This is a genomic window from Pararhodobacter sp., assembly GCF_036802785.1.
Taxonomy (GTDB): domain Bacteria; phylum Pseudomonadota; class Alphaproteobacteria; order Rhodobacterales; family Rhodobacteraceae; genus Pararhodobacter.
The window spans coordinates 1-16,826 of record NZ_DAIRVN010000095.1 but is presented as its reverse complement, the minus strand read 5'-3'; the positions used below and the strand labels follow the sequence as shown (position 1 = coordinate 16,826).

Genomic DNA, 16,826 nt, shown 5'->3' with positions numbered 1-16,826 from the left:
ACGGGGGTCGGCGCCGGGGCGGGCTCGTTGCGCGCCAGCCAGATGCCGACGCCGGCGGCCAGCACGATCACGGCGATGATCAGGATCTTTTTCATATTCTTACCTCGGATTGCCACAAGCACATTTTCACGCGCGGTTTACACGCGATCCCCCCCTTTGCGCAATCGTTCTTCGCTGCGGTGCAGCCAGAGCGGAGCGAAAACGGCGCCGGAACGCCGGTGCGGCGCATCCAATCCAACAATGAAGGCCCTAAACAGCCCCGGCACAGCGCCCAGCCCCTTGCCAGCCGGGCGGCGTAGAGCTATTTTCGCGCGCGACGTATCAAAAGAAGGAACGCCACCATAGCCCGCAGACCTCACAATGCCCCGCCGAGCCGCGACACCGGCCCCCGCGTCAATGACCGGATCCGTGCCCCTGAAATCAGGCTGATCGGTGCGGAAGGCGAAAACATCGGCGTGGTCACGCCTGCCAAGGCCATGGAACTGGCCGAAGAAGCCGGGCTTGATCTGGTTGAAATCTCGCCAAACGCGGCGCCGCCGGTCTGCAAGATCATGGACTACGGCAAGTTCAAGTATGAACAGCAGAAGCGCGAGGCCGAAGCGCGCAAGAAGCAGCACATCATCGAGATCAAGGAAGTCAAGTTCCGCCCCGGGACGGACACCCATGATTACGAGGTCAAGATGCGCAATGTCGTCCGCTTCCTTGAAGGCGGCGACAAGGTGAAGGTGACACTGCGCTTCCGTGGCCGCGAGATGGCGCACCAGCAGCTTGGACTGGAATTGCTCAACCGGGTTGCCGATGACATCATCGAGATCGGCAAGGTCGAGAACATGCCGCGCCTTGAGGGACGGCAGATGGTGATGATGATCGGCCCGCGCTGATCAGACCGGGATGCGGGGGCGCTGCCCCCGTCGCCCGTTCCGGGCGCCTCCCCCGGGATATTTCCGAACAGATGAAGCGCAGACCAGCGCGAAGGGGCCGCCGTCAAGGGCGGCCCTTTGCGTTCTGGCGGCGCATTTATTCGGTGGCGGGCTGTGCCAGAAGCCATGCGGCAATCGCCTGCCGGTCACTTTCGGGCAGTTGCGCGATCTGGACCACGACATCGGCCATGGAGCCGCCGACCACATCAAACTCCGGCGTGAAGCCGCTGAACAGATAGGCTTCGATATCCTCGGCGGACCAGCCCTCGGGCGGGATGGCGGGGATGCGGCCCTGACCGGAAGGATTGGGCGCGCCCGACATCCATTGCGCCGGGTCCAGCTGCCCCAGCCTGTCGCGCGGGGTGTGGCATTCCGCGCAATGGGCCAGCGTTTCGACCAGGTAGTGACCGCGCGCCAGAACCGGGTCTTCGGGGGCGGGCGGCGGCGCGGCCCGGGCGGCAAGATGTTTCCACAGGCCCAGCCCGCGGCGCAGGGTCAGCGGCGCGGGAAGGTCATGGGGCTGCGAGGCTGTGGCATCAGCAGGCAGGCTTTGCCAGAAGGCCCAGAGATCGGCGACATCCTGCGGCGTGGCGCCCGCATAGGCCCGGTAGGGAAAGGCCGGGTAATAATGCGCGCCCGTGGGCGAGACGCCCAGCATCATCGCGCGGGCGAATTCCTCCAGCGCCCAGCCGCCGATGCCCGCGTCGGTATCGGTGGAGATGTTGGGGGCAACGAAGGTGCCGAAGCCGGTTTCAAAGCGCCGTCCGCCGCTGAGCACCAGCCGCTCCTCCAGCGGCGCGTTGAAGGCGATGCCCGGCGCGGCGTGGCAGCCCGCGCAGCCCGCCGCCCAGAACACCGCCTCGCCGCGCGCGCGATCAGCGCTATGCGCGGCGAGTGCCTGCTGAACCCCGGCTGTCAGAGCGGCGGGGCGGGTGAGCAGCCAGAACCCCGCAGCCCCCGCCGCCACCGCCAGCCCCAGCAAAAGAGGCCAGCGCCGCATCAGGGTGCGGGCGCGCGGTAGCTGTCATGGCAGGCGCCGCAGGCCCCGCCAAGCGCGCCCAAGGCGCCCTGAAGCGATGCCAGATCGGTGCCCGCAGCGGCCTGCATGGCCTCGGCCCCGGACTGAAGCGCCGCGTAACGCCCTGCAAAGTCTTCCAGATTTTCCCAGATCGCGGGCAAGGCGCGGGTGTTGGCGGCAGTTGCATTGTCCGACCCTTCAGGCCAGAGCGCCGGATTGGCCACGCGGGTCAGGTGATACAGATGGTCCGCCGCCGCCTGCGCCGCCCCGGAATCATAGTCGGTGCGGCCCTGAGCCATGCTGCCCAGCACCCCCAGATTGAAGGCGAAAAGCTGGAACTGCGCCTTGCGGGCACCGATCGCGGCCTCGTTGGCCATGGCGGCCTGCGGCAGGGCGAGGGGCAGTGCGAGCGCAAGGGCACGGGCGGGTGCGGTCAGTCTGTTAAACATGCGTGCCTCCAATGACAGATGGAGGTTCAGCTTAGAGCATTCGTGTGACCGTGAAAGTTGCGCATTGCCGGGGGGTGGGTTGCTCGCGCATTCGTGATCACGGGCGCGGGAACATTACAGGGGGGGAGATCATGGGCCGGGAAGATTGACGCTGTGACGGTTTGGTGACATTTTCGCGTCATGACGATGTCACCCTCGCCGACCCTTGATACAATGGCCCTTGATACGCTGGTCGCCGCTGCGGCCCGGTCCGGTGCGCCGCGCATCGAGCCGGTGGATCTGGGCGGGCGGCGCTACTGGATCAAACGGCCCGAGGTTCTGTCGCTGCGCTGGCGATTGCAAAAGGGGAACCCCGCGCGCTCCTTCGCGCGCGAACGGCGGGCGCATCACGCTTTGCTGGCGCGCGGTGCGCCGGTGCCGCCCATTCTGGCGGAGGCGGAAAACTACCTCGTTCTGCCCGACAGCGGCCCCTCGCTGGAAGCCATGCTGGCCGAAAACGTCGCCACCCCTGCCGGGCGCCGGCGTGCCTTTCGCGCAGCGGGTATCGCGCTGGCGGGGCTGCATGCGGTGGGGCTTGCCCATGGCCGCCCGGTGCCGCGCGATTTGTGCTGGAACGGCGAGCAGATCACATTCCTGGACTTCGAGAGCAGCGCGCGGGCGGGCGCGGCCAGTCAGCGGCGGCAGATCATGGATCTCGTGCAGGCGATCCACGGCGTCTATGCCCTGTCGCCGCATGAGACGCCCGAGGTGGAGGCGCTTTGTCAGGGCTACCACGACGCCGACAGCGCGGGCATCTGGCAGGGCGCGCAACGCTGGGCCAGCCGCTGGCGCTGGATTGACCCGCTGACCCGACCGCTGCAACGCTATGAAGCGCGCTATAAACCCCTTCGCCGCTACAAGGAACTGATGGCGCTCCCGCTTACCCTTGCCCGGCTGCGCGGCTGAGCGCCCTCAGCGCCCCTTCCAGACCGGATCGCGCTTTTCCGCAAAGGCGCGCGCGCCCTCAAGCTGGTCTTCGCTGGCATAAAGCCGGTCAACGGTGGGAAACTGGCGTCTGGTAATGCGGTTGAGGGCATCCTGAAAGCGCATATCCTCGGCCTCGCGCACCACTTCCTTGATCGCGGCAAACACCAGCGGCGGCCCGCTTTCCAGCAGCCGCGCCAGCTCCCATGCCTTTGGCAGCAGATCTTGCGGGGTGGTGACCTCTTTCAGCAGGCCCCAGCGCAGCGCCTCATCCGTATCGAACCAGCGCCCGGTCAGCAGCAGGTCCATCGCCACATGATAGGGGATGCGCTTGGGCAGCTTGATACTGGCGGCATCGGCCACCGTGCCTGAGCGGATTTCGGGCAGGGCGAAGGTGGCATTGCTTGATGCCAGTATCAGATCGCAGCTCAGCGCCAGTTCCAGCCCGCCGCCACAGCAGATGCCGTTGACCGCCGCGATCACGGGCTTGTTCATCTGCGGCAGTTCCTGCAAGCCGCCAAAGCCGCCCACGCCATAATCACCATCGACCGCATCGCCATCAGCGGCGGCTTTCAGATCCCAGCCGGGGCAAAAGAATTTCTCGCCCGCTGCGCGCAGGATCGCCACGCGCAGGCTGTCATCATCGCGGAAGTCGCGGAACACTTCGCCCATGATCCGGCTGGTCTGCAGATCAATCGCATTGGCCTTTGGCCGGTCCAGCGTGACCTCAAGAATACTGTTCTCGCGGCGGGTTTTGACCGGGCCGTCGGTTCGCATCTGCATCATGGCTCTTCCTTCCAGATTACCGCATCCACTGCAATGGCGCCGCTCTCGCGCACCATCAGCGGGTTGATCTCGATCTCTTCCAGCGCCGCATCGCCCTCCAGCAGGGCCTGAAGGGCCAGCGCCACCTGCACCACTGCCGCCACATCGGCCCGCGCCCGGCCCCGGTAGCCATCCAGCAGCGGCCAGAGCCGCAGGCCACGCAGCGCCGCGCCGATCTCATCGGCTGTGACCGGCAGAACCAGCGTGGCGGTGTCATTCAGCAGCTCCGCCGTTACCCCGCCGAAACCCAGCGTGAGCGTGGCACCATAGACCGGGTCACGCCGCGCGCCGATCAACAGCTCTGCCAGTGCGCCGCTGACCATTTCCTCGGCCAGATAGCCGGTCGCGCCGGGCATGGGGGCCTGGCCCTGCAGCGACGGCAGGTTCAGCCGGACCGCGCCCGCCTCGGTCTTATGGGCGAAACCCAGCCCCTTCAGCGCCAGCGGCGGGGTGAGGCTTTGGGCAAGGGGGTGCAAGGCGGGCAGGTCCGGCGCGCTGACACCGCGCGGAACCGCAACCCCGGCGCGGGCAAGCAGCGCCTTGGCCGCGCCCTCCGGCAGCAATGTCAGCGGGCGGCTGCGCGCGCAGGGCAGCCATGGCCGCCACCCGGCCCGGCCCGGCCCGGTTTGTGCCGCGCGCAGGGCCGCCAGCGCGGTTTCCAGCCCCATCAGCGGCGCAATCCCGCGGCCCATCAGGGCAATCGCGCGCGCCTCATCGAAATTCTCGGGCATCGAGGCGACGGGAAAAGCGGGCTTTCCCGTCGCCTGCCCCGCCGCGATGATCGCCTCCAGCGCGGGTTCAAAACTGGACGGGTCGCAGCGGTCCGGGCGCGGCGGGTCGATGATGAACATGCCCGCATCATAGCCCGACAGCATGGTGGTGAAAACCTCGGTGGTGCGCGGGCCGTCACCCCAGATGAAGGTGTGATAATCCAAGGGGTTGGCAATGGTCACAAGCGGGCCCAGAATGCCTGACAACCGGGCGCGCTGCGCCTCTGACGGCGGCGGGAATGCCAGCCCGAAGGGCGCGGCGAGATCGGCCGCAAGCCCCGCTTCACCGCCTGAGCATGACAGCGAACACAGCCGCCGCCCCAGCCCGGGGCCGTGCAGATGCAGGATCTTCAGCGCCTCCAGCAGCTCCGAGGGGGTGTTCACCTCGGCCACCCCGGCCTGACGCAGACAGGCCGAGCTGGCCGCCCCGCCCCCGGCAAGCGAGGCGGTGTGCGAGGCCGCAGCATCGCGCGCGGCCTCGGTCTTGCCCGCCTTGATCGCCACAATGCCCTTGCCCGCCGCGCGCGCGGCCTCGGCCAGCGCGGCGAAGGCGGGCGCATCGGCCAGACCCTCGATGTAAAGCCCCAGCGCCGTGACCCGCTCATCGGCCAGAAGCGCGCCTGCCAGCTCGGCCAGACCCACCTGCGCGGCATTGCCCAGACAGGCAACATAGGCCACCGGCAGCCCGCGCGCCTGCATCGTCAGGTTGATGACGATGTTCGACGACTGGCTCAGCAGCGCCACTCCTTTCGCCACCCGCCGCCCGCCATGCTGATCAGGCCACAACAGCGCGCCGTCCAGATAATTGATCAGGCCGTAGCAGTTCGGGCCCAGAACCGGCATCGGCCCGGCGTTAGAAACCAGCGCTTCCTGCAACCCCGCCTCTCCGGCCTCACGCCAGCCTGAGGCGAAACAGATCGCCCCGCCCGCTTTCATGGCAGCCAGTTCGGCCACAACATCAAGCGTGGCATGCCGGTTGACACCGACAAAGGCTGCATCCGGCGGGGCAGGCAGATCGGCAAGCGCCGGAAAACAGGGCACCCCCGCAATTTCGGCGCGCGTTGGATGGACCGGCCATACCAGCCCGTCAAACCCCATGCGCTGGCATTGCTCGATCACATTCGCGGCCCATCCTGACCCCAGAACGGCGATCGAGCGGGGGCGCAACAGACGTGTGAGATCCCTCATGCCCGGCTCCTGCGCCGAGGGGCGAGCGGGCAGGGGGGCCGTCTGCCCCCCTCTTGCGCTACGCGCAAATCACCCCCCGAGGATATTTCCGGACAGAAAATGGAAGCACCCCGCCCCAGCAAGGACGGGGTGCCATTTCCTGTCACGGTCATCGGCATCCCTGCCTGTACCGCTCCAAAAGGATTGCTGATTCGGATTGAGGGCTGGTTAATGAGAGCTGTCATCTGTTCATTTTCTGTCCGAAAATATCCTCGGGGGTATCCAAAGGGGGCTGACGGCCCCCTTTGGCGAGGGGGTTCGGGGGGCGAGGAGCCCCCCGAGACCTACCCGCCCAGTGGCCTGAGCAATTCACGCGAGATGATATGGCGCTGGATCTCTGATGTGCCTTCCCAGATCCGCTCCACCCGGGCATCGCGCCAGATGCGTTCCAGCGGCAACTCCTCCATCAGCCCCATACCGCCGTGGATCTGGATCGCCTCATCCGCCACCATCGCCAGCACTTCGCTCGCCTTGAGCTTGGCCATCGCCATATCGGCCTCGGTCACGCTGTCTTGGTCGAATTTCCACCCGGCCTCCCATGTCAGCAGTTCTGCCGCTTTCAGTTCCATCGCCATATCGGCCAGTTTGAAGCTGACGCCCTGAAACTTGCCGATTTGCTGGCCGAACTGCTTGCGCTCCGCGGCATAGGATACGGCATGACCCAGCGCGCGGGCGGCGCGGCCCAGGCAGGTGGCGGCGACCTGCAGGCGGGTGGCGCCCAGCCAGGTATTGGCGACCTCAAACCCCTTGTGCGCTTCGCCCAGCACATTTTCCGCCGGCACCCGGCAATCATCGAATTCCAGCACCGCGTTGGAATAGCCCCGGTGGCTGACGTTGCGGTAGCCGTCGCGCACCGTGAAGCCCTTGGTTCCCTTGTCCACAAAGAAAGCGGTGATGCGCTTTTTCCTGCCGCGTGGCGTCTCTTCCTCGCCGGTTGCCATGAAGGCGATGGTGAAGCCCGAGATATCGGCATGGCTGATGAAATGCTTGGTCCCGTTGAGCACCCAGTCGCTGCCCTCCTGCCGCGCGCTGGCCTGCATGCCACGCAGGTCTGAGCCCGCGCCGGGCTCGGTCATCGCCAGACAATCCCACGTCTCACCCCGGATGCAGGGGTAGAGGTATTTCTCCTTCTGCGCCTCGGTCCCGGCCAAGAGGATGTTCGACGGCCGCGCCACGCAGGTCCAGTGCAGCGCATAATTCGCGCGCCCCAGCTCACGCTCATAGAGCAGCCATGACAGCGTATCGAGGCCCGCGCCGCCTACCTCTTCGGGCATATTGGCCGCGTAAAGCCCTGCCGCCATCGCCTTTTGCTGCACTTCGCGGATCAGTTCCATCGGTAGATGGCCGGTGCGCTCCACCTGTGCCTCATGCGGGTAGAGCTCGGCCTCGACAAAGGCGCGCGTGGTCTCGACGATCATGCGCTGTTCATCGGTGAGGGCGAAATGCATCAGCTTTTCCCCCGTCCGGTTTGGTGTCCGACATGGCGGCCCGCAGTTTCAGGCCGGGGCAGTGCCGCATGGGCGTCGCGGATCGCGCCCAGCCGCGCCAGCACCTCGGGCGCGGCGGGGCAGGCGCGGCCCTTGGCCATGTCAACATGCAGCAGCATCTGCTCCAGCGTCGCCACCGGCGCCCCATCCTTCTCGATGCGGATGAAGACATGCAGGCGCTTCTCATCGGCGCCCAGCACCTGCACCGAGCCGGTCAGCCGGTCGCCCAGCTTCGCCTCGCCCAGATGCATGATATGCGTCTCGGCGGTGTAATAGCTGTGCCCGCCTGCCACATAATCCATCCCGGCGCCGATGTGGCGCAGGAAGGCGTCCGAGGTCTCGGAACTGGCGAACAGGTAGCGGCTTTCGGTCATATGGCCATTGTAATCGATCCAGCCGGGCAGCACCTGCATATGCGCCATGACCATCGGCGCGGCGGTGTCCGGGCTGGGGTCGGGGGCGGTAGCGCGGCGGCGGGCGTCATGCTCCAGCAGCACGCGCCCGGCGCCCCAGTTGCTGTCCTTCAGCACCCGCAGAAAGCCGATCAGATTGCGGTCGCGGATGCGCTCCAGCTCGCGGATGCTGTGCTGGCCGGATTGCGCATCGGATTGCCCGGCGATCAGGTCGACCAGTTCATCGTTGAACTCGGGCACATCGGTCAGGCGGGTCCAGGGCCAGGTCAGGCAGGGGCCGAACTGCTCCAGAAAGTGCTTCATCCCCGCCTCGCCGCCCGCAATCCGGTAGGTCTCGAAGAGGCCCATCTGCCCCCAGCGCAGGCCAAAGCCCATGCGTATCGCCTCGTCTATTTCTTCCGTGGTGGCGATACCGTCCTTGACCAGCCAGAGCGCCTCGCGCCACACTGCTTCGAGGAAACGATCGGCGATATGAGCGTCGATTTCCTTGCGTACATGGAGCGGGAACATGCCGATTTCACGCAGGATTTCTTTAGCACTCTCAACGAGTTTCGGGTCGTTCTTAATACTGGGGACGATTTCGGCCAACGGTAAAAGATAGACCGGGTTGAACGGGTGGGCGACGAAGATCGACGCGGGATTGAGCGCACCTTGTTGCAGCTCTGACGGCTTAAAGCCGGAGGTTGAGGAACCCAGCGGCGTGTCCGGGGCGGCATGTTGTATCTCGGCATAGACCCTGTGCTTCAGGGCAAGATCTTCAGAGACTGATTCCTGAATATAATCAGCGTTTTGCACCGCTTCTTTCAGGTTGGATGCGAATGTCAGGCTTCCATTGTCTGGCATTGGAGCGTCTGATAAAGCGGGGAGCGCGGCGCGCGCGTTGGCCAGAACCTCCCCCAGTTTGCGGGGCGCTTCGGGGTCAGGGTCAAAGACCGCGACATCCCAGCCATTCAGCAGGAACCGCGCGGCCCAGCCGCCGCCGATTACACCGCCGCCGATGATTGCTGCCTTCATTTCGGGGCCCTCTTTTCCAGCCTGAGCAGCTCGCGCACGGCATCGGGGCCGATTACCCGCGCGCCCATGTTCTCGACAATCGTCACCGCCCGCTCGACCAGTTGCGCATTGGTGGCCAGCACGCCCTTGTCCAGCCAGAGGTTGTCTTCCAGCCCCACGCGCACATTGCCCCCGGCCAGCACCGAGGCGGCGACATAGGGCATCTCGTTGCGCCCCAGCCCGAAGGCCGACCAGTGCCAGCCCGCAGGCACATTGTTGACCATCGCCATGAAGGTGTTGAGATCGTCCGGCGCGCCCCAGGGCACACCCATGCAAAGCTGCACCAGCACCGGCTCAGGGATGATCCCCTCGGTCACCAGCTGTTTGGCGAACCACAAGTGGCCAGTGTCGAACGCCTCGATCTCGATGCGCACACCCGCCTCGGTCATCCGCTGCGCCATGTCACGCAGCATGCCGGGGGTATTGACCATGACGTAATCGGCTTCGGCAAAATTCATCGTGCCGCAATCCAGCGTGCAGATTTCCGGGCGGCAATCGGCGATATGCTGCACCCGCTCCGCCGCGCCCGCCATGTCAGACTTCTGCGACATGCGGTTCATCGCTTCGGTGCCGTCGAACAGCATGTCGCCGCCCATCCCGGCCGTCAGGTTCAGCACCACATCGGTGCCGGAATCGCGGATGCGCTCGGTCACCTCGCGGTACAGCGCCGGATCGCGCGAGGGCGCGCCGGTTTCGGGGTCGCGCACATGGCAATGCACCACGGCGGCACCCGCCTTGGCGGCGTCGATGGCGGAGGTGGCGATGGCTTCGGGCGAGCGCGGCACATGGGGCGAGCGGTCCTGCGTCCCGCCCGAGCCGGTCACAGCACAGGTGATGAAAACGTCACGGTTCATGGTCAGCGGCATGGAAAACTCCCTTCGTTGCGGCAAGCGTATCAGGCTTGCCTACCGCGACTTGGCGATTTACGAAATGATGATGGCACATTCCGAAACCGTCTTTGCCCCTTCCAGCGCGCCGCTTGAGATTGCGGCGCTGGTTCTGCCGCGCGCCTCGATCCTTGAGGTGGCCTCGGTGCTGGACCCGATGCGCAACGCGAACCGCCACCTTGGCCGCGAGGGGTTCCGCTGGCGGGTGGTCTCGCCCGATGGCGCGGCGGTGCCGCTGACCTGCGGGATCGAGTTGCCAGCCGTGGGGCCGCTGGCAGCGGCCGAGGGGGCGGATGTGCTGATCGTCATCGCGGGTTACAACCAGTCCGAAATCGCCACCCGCCCGCTGATCGCCGGAATCCGGCGCATGGCCGGGCGGTTCCGCATGGTGGGTGCGGTCGATGCCGGACCCTGGGTGCTGGCGCGCGCGGGCCTGCTGGACGGGCATCGGGCCACGGTTCACTGGGAAGATCTGGAAGATTTCGCGCTCGCACACCCGGCGATTGACGTTGTGCCGGACCGCTTTGTGATTTCGCGCAACCGCTTTACCGCCGGGGGGGCTGCGCCTGCGGCGGACCTGATGCTGCATCTGATCGGCGCGCGTTGCGGTGCGGCCTTGGCCGGGCAGGTGGCGGCATCGTTCCTTTATGAGGCGCAGGCCGATGGCGCGCGCCCGCAACGCCCCGGCATGCTGCCGCAGGCGCGCGATGCGCGTCTGGTAGCGGCCCTGCGCCAGATGAGTGCCCATCTGGAAGAGGTGCTACCCCTGGACGCGATTGCCCGCGCGCAGGGCCTGAGCCTGCGGCGGCTGGAGCAGCTGTTCCGCGCCGGGCTGGGGCAAGGGCCTGCCGCTGCCTATCTGGAGCTGCGGCTGCAGGCGGCGCGGCGCATGATCATTGACACACGTCACAGCCTGCAGGAGGTGGCGCTGCGCTGTGGCTTCATGGACCCCACCAGCTTTTCCCGCGCCTTCCGTCGCCGCTTCGGCGCACCACCCGGCCGCGTCCGCGCGGCGGTGCGGCGGGGGTAGGCTTGAGGCGGGCAAGGAGGGGGCTTTGCCCCCTCTTGGCCTTTGGCCAATTCACCCCCAGGATATTTTTGAACAGGTGAGGGGCGGGGATCATGGCGATAAATGTATGACAATAAAATTGGTGGCCTTCTGGCTCTGCTTGCCGTGTTTTTCGCGTGTCGGAGACAATGTTGCTGGATTCCGCGCGCGGGCGGGGCGCAGGGCGCGCGCGCAGAGAGTTGCGTAAATTTTGATTAAAGGTCAGTCCGTTAAGGGGGCATTAATTGTCAGGCAATTAAATGCCTGACAATTTTTACAGCGTCACCAATGCATGCCTTTTGCGCCCGGCGGTCAGTTTCAGGGGTTCTGACAGATCCGCAGCGGTGATGACCAGCGCGGCGTCAGAAAGCGCCGCGTCATTGAGCCGCGCGCCGCCCTCGGCGATCAGCCTTTTCGCGTCCTTGCCCGATTTGGCGAGGCCCGCGCGCACGAAAAGCTGCACCACCGAGATGCCTTCGGCGGCCTCGGCAGCCCCCAGCACCACGCGCGGCAGATCCTCCCCCGTGCCGCCCTCTTCAAAGACCGCGCGGGCGGTGGCCTCGGCAGCCTCGGCAGCGGCCGTGCCATGGCACAGCCGCGTCACCTCATTGGCGAGGATTGCTTTGGCCGCGTTGATCTCGGACCCTTGCAGCGCGCCCAGCCGCTCGCATTCATCGACCGGCAACTCGGTATAGAGCTTGAGGAAGCGGCCGACATCGGCGTCGGTCGTATTGCGCCAGAACTGCCAGAACTCATAGGGCGCCAGCATGTCGCCGTTCAGCCAGACCGCGCCACCCTGGCTTTTGCCCATCTTGCGCCCGTCCGAGGTGGTCAGCAGCGGGGTCGTCAGGCCAAAGACATGGCCATCCACCACCCGCCGCGTCAGATCCACCCCGTTGACGATATTGCCCCATTGGTCTGACCCGCCCATCTGAAGCAGGCACCCCTGACGGTTGAAAAGCTCCAGAAAATCATAAGCCTGGAGGATCATGTAGTTGAATTCGAGAAACGACAGTGACTGCTCGCGGTCCAGCCGCGATTTGACGCTCTCGAAGGACAGCATCCGGTTGACCGAAAAATGCCGCCCGATATCGCGCAGGAACTCCAGATAGTTCAGCCCGTCCAGCCATTCGGCGTTATTGACCATGATCGCGTGCTGCGCGCCGCTGCCGTAATCGAGATACTTGGCAAACACCTGCTGCATGCTGGCGATATTGCTGTCGATGGCCTCAGGCGTCAGCAGCGGGCGCTCATCCGACCGGAAGGAGGGGTCGCCCACCTTGGTGGTGCCGCCGCCCATCAGGGTGATCGGCTTATGGCCGGTTTTCTGAAACCAGCGCAGCAGCATGATGTTCAGCAAATGGCCCACATGCAGCGATTTCGCCGTGGCGTCATATCCGATATAGGCCGGGACAACCCCCTTGATCAGCGCTGCGTCCAGCCCCTGCAGATCGGTGCAATCGGCCAGAAAGCCGCGCGCGGTCACGGTCTGCAGGAAATCCGATTTGGGTTTGTAGGTCATTTTCCGTTTGTCCTTGGCCTGTGACTGGGGCCGTCTATAAAGCATGGGGCAGGTTGAGGGAAAGCCATGTTGAAGCGCAGAATGCTGCGGGTGCTGGGGGCGATGTCGGGCACCTCGCTTGACGGGGTGGATGCGGCCGTGCTTGTCACCGACGGGGTGACGATCGCGGCTTTCGGTGAAACGGCCTACCGGCCCTATTCAGCGGCTGAGCGCGCGGTGCTGCGTGCGGCTTTGGGCGCATGGCCGGATGATCCGCGCACCGAAGCTGCGGCCGAGGTTGTGGAAACCGCCCATGCCGAACTGCTGTCGCGCTTTGATCCGGTTGATCTGGTGGGCTTTCACGGCCAGACACTGGCGCATGATCCGGGCGGACGCGGGACGCATCAGGCGGGTTCGGGCGAGGTGCTGGCAACGGTGCTCGGCGCGCCGGTGGTGTGGGATTTCCGCAGCTCGGATGTGCGGCTGGGCGGGCAGGGGGCGCCGCTGGTTCCCTTCTATCACCACGCGCTCGCCCGCCATATCGGCGCTACGGGGCCAGTGGCCTTCCTCAATATCGGCGGTGTCGCCAATGTCACATGGACCGATCCGCGCATTCCTGCGCCGGACCATGCCTGCCTCGCGTTTGACTGCGGGCCGGGCAATGCGGCCATGGACGACCTCATGCAGGCGCGCCGCGGCCAGCCGCAAGACGCGGATGGTGCGGTGGCCGCCCTTGGCACGCCCTGCAACGAGCGCCTTGATGCCTTTGCCCGCCACCCGTTTTTTCGCCGCATCCCGCCCAAATCGCTCGACCGCGCCGCGCCCGTCCCCGATATCGAAGGGCTGCCGGATGCCGACGCACTGGCCACGCTCGCTGCGGGCATCGCCACCGGCGTCGCACTGGCGTTCGAGCATTTCCCGGAACCCCCCGAAAGGCTCTGGGTCAGCGGCGGCGGGCGGCACAACCGGACCGTGATGCGCATGATCGCGGCGGGCTGCGACTGCCCCACCGCCCCAGTGGAAGAGGCCGGGCTGGATGGCGACATGCTTGAGGCTCAGGCATTCGCCTGGCTCGCCGTCCGGGTGGTGCGCGGCCTGCCCACCTCGGGCCCGCGCACCACCGGGGTCGCGGCCCCGGTCGGCGGCGGCATCCTCAGCCGGCCGCCGGATCAAACGCGCTGAGCCCCTTCATTTTCTGTCTGAAAATATCCTCAGGGGGGTGAATGGCCGCAGGCCAGAGGGGGCTTGAAAAGCCCCCTTTCCCGGCCCCTGCAAGCGCCCCGTCAGGGTGCCAGAAGCCGCTCGAACAAGCGCTCCAGAAACGGCTCGGCCCCTTCCAGCGGGTCCGTCCCCTCGCGGATCAGCCGGATCTGGGCATCGAAATCGGCGTAATGCTGGGTCAGCGCCCAGATCGAGAAGATCAGCTGATACGGGTCCACCGGCGCCACGCGCCCCTCGGCGCTCCAGCGCGCGATCAGGGCTGCGCGGTCATCGACCAGCGCCTTCAGATCGCGCGAGATGAAATCGGCCAGCCGGGGCGCGCCTTGCAGGATCTCATTGGCGAACAGCCGGCTTTCGCGGGGAAATTCGCGCGACATCCGCAGTTTGTGGCGCATGTAGCCCATGATCTCGCTGCGCGGGTCGCCTGACGGGTCGATGGCGCGCAGCGGTTCCAGCCAGCTTGCCAGCAGCTCCTCCAGCAGCAGGCGGTGGATCGCCTCCTTGCTGTCGAAGTAATAGAGCAGGTTGGGCTTGGACAGCCCCGCCCCCTCGGCGATCTGGTCCAGCGTCGCCCCCCGGAACCCCTGCGACGAGAACACTTCCAGCGCGGCATCAAGAATGCGTTTGCGGTTGCGCCTCTGGATGCGCGTGGTCATGTGCCAGCAGCCTCGCTTGCCCCGGCCCCGCTGACAGCAGTGCTGCCCCGCGCCTCCAGCCCGATCCCGCGCAGGATGATCCCGCAGACCGTCTCGGTTGCCTCCTGCCATTGCGCATCCGACAGCGGGCCGTGGTTCAGCGTCTCGATCTGATGCGCGAAATCGGCGTAATGCTGGGTTGTCGACCAGATCATGTACAAAAGCCAGCGCGGCTCCAGCGGCTGCACCGCCCCGGCGGCAATCCAGCGCCGGATCACCGCCACGCGTGATTCCGTCCAGTCGCGCAGGGTGCTTTCCAGATAGTCCTGAATGATGGGGGCGCCGTGCATCACCTCGTTGGCCCAGACCTTGGAGCCATAGCGGTGTTCGCGCGAAAGCTGCATCTTGCGGGTGATGTAGCGGCGCAGCGCCACTTCGGGCGAGGCCGAGGTTTCAAAGGAATCGGCGGCCTCAAGCCAGACCGTAAATATGCGCTCAACCACCCGGCGATAGAGCTTTTCCTTGGAGGCGAAGTAGTAATGCAGATTGGCCTTGGGAAGGCCGCAGCCGTCGGCAATCGCCTGCATCGTCGCGCCGCCAAAGCCGGATTCGGCAAAGACCTGTTCGGCCGCATCAAGGATCAGCCGCTCGGTTTCTTCACGCATTTCCGCGCGTGTGCCTGCTTTTTCGGCACCCTCAGTCTGGCTCATCGCTGCGCTCCCCGGCCTCGTGTGGCGACCCGCGGCGAGGGCCGCGAAAAACCTTGACTGGTTGGTCAGGTCTGTTAGCGTTACATCAACCCGGACCGGGCGCGCAAGCATCGGTCATCGGGGGTTTCGACAAGAATATGCCCGGTCGTCAGCTCTGACAACCCAGCCAGCAGCGCCCGGGCCATGCGGAGTTCTGACCCATGGTTCCCCAATACCCTCCGGTGTCTGAAACGCAAACCCGCAGCGCCCGTGGCTGTGTCCGTCGCAGTACCCGTGGCGCCACGCCGCACTGAGCCTTTTATGGCGCGCACCGCCTTGCGGATGCGCGCTTTTTCTTGCCAAGGGTGGCACCAGATCATCCCGGCCAACAGGAGAGAGTGATGAACGCACCCGCTGCGAACCTGCGCATCAACCCGGACCGGCTGTGGGACAGCCTGATGGAGATGGCGACAATCGGCCCCGGTATCGCAGGCGGCAACAACCGTCAGACCCTGACCGATGAGGACGCCGAAGGCCGCGCGCTGTTTCAGAAATGGTGCGAGGAGGCGGGCTGCACCATGGGCGTTGACGAGATGGGCACCATGTTCGCAACCCGTCCCGGCACTGATCCCGATGCGCTGCCGGTCTATGTCGGCTCGCATCTGGATACTCAGCCTACCGGCGGCAAGTATGATGGCGTGCTGGGTGTGCTGGGCGGGCTGGAGGTGGTGCGCAGCCTCAACGATATGGGCATCCGCACGAAACACCCCATCGTGGTCACCAACTGGACGAACGAGGAGGGCACACGCTTTGCGCCGGCCATGCTGGCCTCAGGCGTGTTCGCGGGCGCGCTGGAGCGTGACTGGGCTTACGCGCGCGTCGATTCCAAGGGCAAGCGCTTTGGTGATGAGCTGGAGCGGATCGGCTGGAAGGGCGATGAGGCGGTCGGCGCGCGCAGGATGCATGCGTTCTTTGAGCTGCATATCGAACAGGGCCCGATCCTTGAGGCCGAGGGCAAGCAGGTCGGCGTGGTCACCCATGGTCAGGGGCTGCGCTGGGTGCAGTGCACGGTGACCGGGAAGGGCCAGCATACCGGCTCGACCCCGATGTATATGCGCCGCAACGCAGGCCGCGCGCTGGCCCGGGTGACCGAGCTTGTTCATGAGATCGCCCTGAAGCACCAGCCCAACGCGGTGGGGGCGATCGGTCATATCGATGTCTATCCCAACAGTCGCAACGTCATCCCGGAGCGCGTTGTTTTCACGGTCGATTTCCGCTCCCATGTGCTGGAGACCATGGAAGCGATGGTGGCGGAGCTGAACGCGCGCGCCCCGGGCATCTGCGCCGATATCGGTGTCAAGTTCACCTCGGAAGTGGTTGGTTTCTTTGATCCTCCGGCCTTTGATCCGGTTCTGGTGGGCCGCGTCCGGCAGGCCGCCGAGAAGCTGGGCTACAGCCATATGGATATCATCTCGGGCGCCGGGCATGATGCCTGCTGGGTCAACCGGGTGTATCCGACGACGATGATCATGTGCCCCTGTGTCGATGGCCTGTCGCATAACGAGGCCGAGGAGATTTCAAAGGACTGGGCCGCAGCCGGGGCGGATGTGTTGCTCCATGCCGTGCTTGAAACCGCCGGGATCGAGGACTGAGGGGTGCGGGGGGCGCCGCCGCCCCCCGCACCCCCCCCCATGGGGGGCGTTGCGCCCCCCAAGCGGGG

At 65.9% G+C, this 16,826-nt stretch carries 15 protein-coding genes; 5 read left to right on the top strand and 10 right to left on the bottom strand.

Annotated elements, in window-relative coordinates:
* Nucleotides 1–320 precede the first annotated feature (320 nt).
* Nucleotides 321–881, top strand: coding sequence for a translation initiation factor IF-3 (gene infC / locus V7Q53_RS21430; protein ID WP_442954463.1), 561 nt, complete (start codon nt 321–323; stop codon nt 879–881).
* A gap of 136 nt (nt 882–1,017) precedes the next feature.
* On the opposite strand, the gene V7Q53_RS21425 is transcribed toward infC, so the two are convergent.
* The gene (locus V7Q53_RS21425) at nt 1,018–1,920 is read right to left on the bottom strand and encodes a c-type cytochrome (RefSeq protein ID WP_333830907.1); all 903 of its coding nucleotides are present in this window, start codon (nt 1,918–1,920) and stop codon (nt 1,018–1,020) included.
* Nucleotides 1,920–2,387 (bottom strand): c-type cytochrome, encoded by a 468-nt coding sequence (locus tag V7Q53_RS21420; protein ID WP_333830906.1) that lies wholly within the window; start codon nt 2,385–2,387, stop codon nt 1,920–1,922. The genes V7Q53_RS21425 and V7Q53_RS21420 overlap by 1 nt, the downstream gene beginning before the upstream one ends.
* Nucleotides 2,388–2,567: 180 nt before the next feature.
* Here V7Q53_RS21420 and V7Q53_RS21415 point away from each other — a divergent pair, with 180 nt between their 5' ends.
* Nucleotides 2,568–3,332, top strand: a complete 765-nt coding sequence (locus V7Q53_RS21415) for a hypothetical protein (protein WP_333830904.1) — start codon at nt 2,568–2,570, stop codon at nt 3,330–3,332.
* Nucleotides 3,333–3,338: 6 nt separating this feature from the next.
* Here V7Q53_RS21415 and V7Q53_RS21410 read toward each other — a convergent pair whose 3' ends face one another.
* From V7Q53_RS21410 to V7Q53_RS21390, 5 genes are all read right to left on the bottom strand, one after another.
* Entirely contained in the window at nt 3,339–4,136 is a 798-nt protein-coding gene (locus V7Q53_RS21410) for a carnitinyl-CoA dehydratase (protein WP_333830903.1), read from the bottom strand.
* Entirely contained in the window at nt 4,133–6,133 is a 2,001-nt protein-coding gene (locus V7Q53_RS21405; RefSeq protein ID WP_333830902.1) for an acetate--CoA ligase family protein, read from the bottom strand. The genes V7Q53_RS21410 and V7Q53_RS21405 overlap by 4 nt, the downstream gene beginning before the upstream one ends.
* A gap of 323 nt (nt 6,134–6,456) precedes the next feature.
* The gene (locus V7Q53_RS21400) at nt 6,457–7,620 is read right to left on the bottom strand and encodes an acyl-CoA dehydrogenase family protein (protein WP_333830900.1); all 1,164 of its coding nucleotides are present in this window, start codon (nt 7,618–7,620) and stop codon (nt 6,457–6,459) included.
* Complete coding sequence (locus tag V7Q53_RS21395) at nt 7,620–9,086, bottom strand: carnitine 3-dehydrogenase (RefSeq protein WP_333830898.1); 1,467 nt, start codon at nt 9,084–9,086, stop codon at nt 7,620–7,622. The genes V7Q53_RS21400 and V7Q53_RS21395 overlap by 1 nt, the downstream gene beginning before the upstream one ends.
* A complete protein-coding gene (locus V7Q53_RS21390) occupies nt 9,083–9,991 on the bottom strand; it encodes a 3-keto-5-aminohexanoate cleavage protein (protein ID WP_333830897.1) in 909 nt (302 codons plus the stop codon). Before V7Q53_RS21390 ends, V7Q53_RS21395 begins: the two co-directional genes overlap by 4 nt.
* Nucleotides 9,992–10,061: 70 nt before the next feature.
* Here V7Q53_RS21390 and V7Q53_RS21385 point away from each other — a divergent pair, with 70 nt between their 5' ends.
* The gene (locus V7Q53_RS21385) at nt 10,062–11,042 is read left to right on the top strand and encodes a GlxA family transcriptional regulator (RefSeq protein WP_333830896.1); all 981 of its coding nucleotides are present in this window, start codon (nt 10,062–10,064) and stop codon (nt 11,040–11,042) included.
* Between the two features lie 292 nt (nt 11,043–11,334).
* On the opposite strand, the gene tyrS is transcribed toward V7Q53_RS21385, so the two are convergent.
* The gene (gene tyrS, locus V7Q53_RS21380; protein ID WP_333830895.1) at nt 11,335–12,582 is read right to left on the bottom strand and encodes a tyrosine--tRNA ligase; all 1,248 of its coding nucleotides are present in this window, start codon (nt 12,580–12,582) and stop codon (nt 11,335–11,337) included.
* A gap of 66 nt (nt 12,583–12,648) precedes the next feature.
* Here tyrS and V7Q53_RS21375 point away from each other — a divergent pair, with 66 nt between their 5' ends.
* The gene (locus tag V7Q53_RS21375) at nt 12,649–13,743 is read left to right on the top strand and encodes an anhydro-N-acetylmuramic acid kinase (RefSeq protein WP_333830894.1); all 1,095 of its coding nucleotides are present in this window, start codon (nt 12,649–12,651) and stop codon (nt 13,741–13,743) included.
* A 101-nt stretch (nt 13,744–13,844) separates the two neighbouring features.
* Here V7Q53_RS21375 and V7Q53_RS21370 read toward each other — a convergent pair whose 3' ends face one another.
* Together V7Q53_RS21370 and V7Q53_RS21365 are read right to left on the bottom strand one after the other, a co-directional pair.
* Nucleotides 13,845–14,438, bottom strand: a complete 594-nt coding sequence (locus V7Q53_RS21370; protein ID WP_333830892.1) for a TetR family transcriptional regulator C-terminal domain-containing protein — start codon at nt 14,436–14,438, stop codon at nt 13,845–13,847.
* Nucleotides 14,435–15,127, bottom strand: a complete 693-nt coding sequence (locus V7Q53_RS21365; RefSeq protein ID WP_333830891.1) for a TetR/AcrR family transcriptional regulator — start codon at nt 15,125–15,127, stop codon at nt 14,435–14,437. The genes V7Q53_RS21370 and V7Q53_RS21365 overlap by 4 nt, the downstream gene beginning before the upstream one ends.
* Nucleotides 15,128–15,507: 380 nt before the next feature.
* On the opposite strand from V7Q53_RS21365, the gene V7Q53_RS21360 reads away from it, so the two are divergent.
* The gene (locus V7Q53_RS21360; RefSeq protein WP_333830890.1) at nt 15,508–16,758 is read left to right on the top strand and encodes a Zn-dependent hydrolase; all 1,251 of its coding nucleotides are present in this window, start codon (nt 15,508–15,510) and stop codon (nt 16,756–16,758) included.
* Nucleotides 16,759–16,826: the final 68 nt, after the last annotated feature.